Source organism: Salmonella sp. 741265055_HSA, from assembly GCF_046569525.1.
Lineage (GTDB): Bacteria > Pseudomonadota > Gammaproteobacteria > Enterobacterales > Enterobacteriaceae > Salmonella > Salmonella enterica.
This window is the reverse complement of the sequence record NZ_JBKFSQ010000081.1, coordinates 1-2484: the sequence shown is the minus strand read 5'-3', so window position 1 is coordinate 2484 and position 2484 is coordinate 1. Positions and strand designations below refer to the sequence as shown.

General features: G+C 67.5%; 3 protein-coding genes. All 3 read right to left on the bottom strand.

The genetic code is table 11. The annotated features are described in order from the left end of the window. Positions 1-257, bottom strand: a 257-nt coding sequence (locus tag ACLD4K_RS21915; protein ID WP_411012506.1) for a redoxin family protein, incomplete at its 3' end; no start/stop codon positions are given. Next, positions 254-2185, bottom strand: a complete 1932-nt coding sequence (locus ACLD4K_RS21910) for a heme lyase CcmF/NrfE family subunit (protein WP_411012505.1) — start codon at positions 2183-2185, stop codon at positions 254-256. The genes ACLD4K_RS21915 and ACLD4K_RS21910, both read right to left, overlap by 4 nt. Further along, positions 2182-2484, bottom strand: a 303-nt coding sequence (locus ACLD4K_RS21905; protein ID WP_411012504.1) for a cytochrome c maturation protein CcmE, incomplete at its 5' end; no start/stop codon positions are given. The genes ACLD4K_RS21910 and ACLD4K_RS21905, both read right to left, overlap by 4 nt.

The window sequence follows — 2484 nt, the reverse complement described above, 5'->3', positions numbered from 1 at the left end:
TCGGCGCGGCAGGTCGGGCACCAGGTGGCCCAGACGTTAAGCAGCACCGGTTTCCCCTGCGTCAGCACCTCCGCCTGATAGTACTGACCCGGCGTCTCCAGCGATTCCAGGCGGAACGCCGGCACCGGCTTTCCGGTCAGCGCCGATTCGAGATCCGTCGGGTCATCCCCCTGCGCGTTGCGCGCCAGCTGCCACAGCAGCGCCGCGGCAATCAGCAGAAAAATCAGCAGCGGTAATAACAGTACGTTGCGTTTCATCCGGCCTCCGGCAAGGGTTTACGGCGGCGGTAGCGCGGGTCCGCCAGGCACAGCAGCCCGCCCAGCGCCATCAGCAGTCCCCCGGCCCATATCCAGCGGACAAACGGTTTGTAGTACAGGCGCACGGCCCACGCGCCGTTGTCCAGCTCCTCCCCGAGCGCGGCGTACAGGTCGCGGGTCAGCCCGCCGTCAATCGCCGCCTCGGTCATCACCATCCGGCTGGTGTTGTAGAGCCGTTTCTCCGCGTGCAGCACCGCCTCCGGCTCGCCGTGGCGCGTCACCCCGATGAGGGCCACCCCGCCGCGGTAGTTGGGGCCGGTGATGTCCCGCACCTCCCGGAAGGTGAAGCGGTAGTCGTGAATGGTCACGCTGTCGCCCGCCCGCATCCGCACGTCACGCTCCACGCTGTAATTCTGGCTGAAGGCGATGCCGGTAATCGTCACCGCCAGCCCGAGGTGCGCCGCCACCATCCCCAGGTAGCTGAGGGAAATCCTGGCGCCGCGGGACACGCGCTGTACGGCTTCGGCCACCGCCAGCACCGCAATCCAGCAGGCCATCGCCATCCCCACCGCCGTCATGGCGATGATTTTATCTTCCAGCAGCCATGGCAAAAGTACCGACAGCACCAGGGTAGTGACAGCGGCAGCCCACAGCAGTTTCCTGATGTTACGCGGCCGGTCCCGGCCCCAGCGCACCAGCGGCCCCACCCCCAGCAGCAGGGCAAAGGGGACCATCAGCCAGGTGAACATGGTGTTAAAGAACGGCTCCCCCACCGAAATGCTGCCCAGCCCCAGCTGTTTGTGCACCAGCGGCAGCAGGGTGCCCAGCAGCACCACCAGCATGGCGGCCATCAGCAGGACGTTGTTGCCGAGCAGCAGCGACTCGCGCGACCACAGCGCGTTGTTCACCCGCGAACGCACCCTGTGCCCGCGCACGGCGAACAGCAGCAGCGAGCCGCCGGTGACCAGCACCATAAAGGCGAGGATAAACATTCCGCGCGCCGGGTCGGAGGCGAAGGCGTGCACCGACACCAGCACCCCGGAGCGCACCAGGAAGGTGCCCAGCAGGCACAGCGAGAAGGCGCAGATGGACAGCAGCAGCGTCCACGCCTTAAAGCCGGCGCGCTGTTCCGTGACCGCCAGCGAGTGCAGCAGGGCGGTGCCCGCCAGCCACGGCATAAAGGAGGCGTTCTCCACCGGGTCCCAGAACCACCAGCCGCCCCAGCCCAGCTCGTAGTAGGCCCACGCCGAGCCGAGCACGATGCCCAGCGTCAGGAACACCCACGCCGCCAGCGTCCACGGGCGGGCAAAACGGGTGAACGCGCTGTCCAGACGCCCGCTCAGCAGCGCGGCGATGGCGAAGGCGAAGGCCACCGAGAAGCCGACATAGCCCATGTACAGCAGCGGCGGGTGGAAAATCAGCCCCGGGTCCTGCAGCAGCGGGTTCAGGTCGCGCCCCTCCACCGGAAAGGCCGGCAGCGTGCGGGCGAACGGGCCGGAGGTGAACAGGATGAACACCAGAAAACCGGCGCAGACCATCCCCATCACCGCCAGCACCCGGGCGACGATATCCGCCGGCACCGGCCGGCTGAACACCGCCACCGCCAGGGTCCAGCCGCTCATCAGCAGCACCCACAGCAGCAGCGAGCCCTCGTGCGCCCCCCAGGTGGCGGCCACCCGGTACCACACCGGCAGCTGCGTGTTCGAGTTGCCGGCGACATAGGCCACGGTGAAGTCGTTAACCACAAAGGCGTGTACCAGCACGAAAAACGCGCCCGCCACGCAGATAAACAGCAGCCAGGCAAACACCCCGGCCGACGCCATCATCCGCGCGTCGCCGCGCGCCACGCCCCACAGCGGGTAAACGGACAGCAGCAGCGCCACGCCGAGCGCCAGGCACAGCAGCGCGTGGCCGTATTCAGGCATCATGATGAGGTGTCCTTATCAGCGCGTTGCGGGCGGCGGTGGTTTTCCTGCATCGCCTTTTCCACTTCCGGCGGGGTGTAGTTCTCGTCATGTTTGGCCAGCACCTCGTGCGCCAGGACGTGGTTGCCCTTCTCCAGGGTGCCCTGCACCACCACCCCCTGCCCCTCGCGGAACAGGTCCGGCAGTATCCCCTCATAGCTCACCGTCACCGCCCCTTCGGCGTCGTAGAGGCTGAAGTTCACCTTCAGCGAGTCCGGGTCGCGCCTGACGCTGCCGGGCATCACCATCCCGCCGACGCGCAG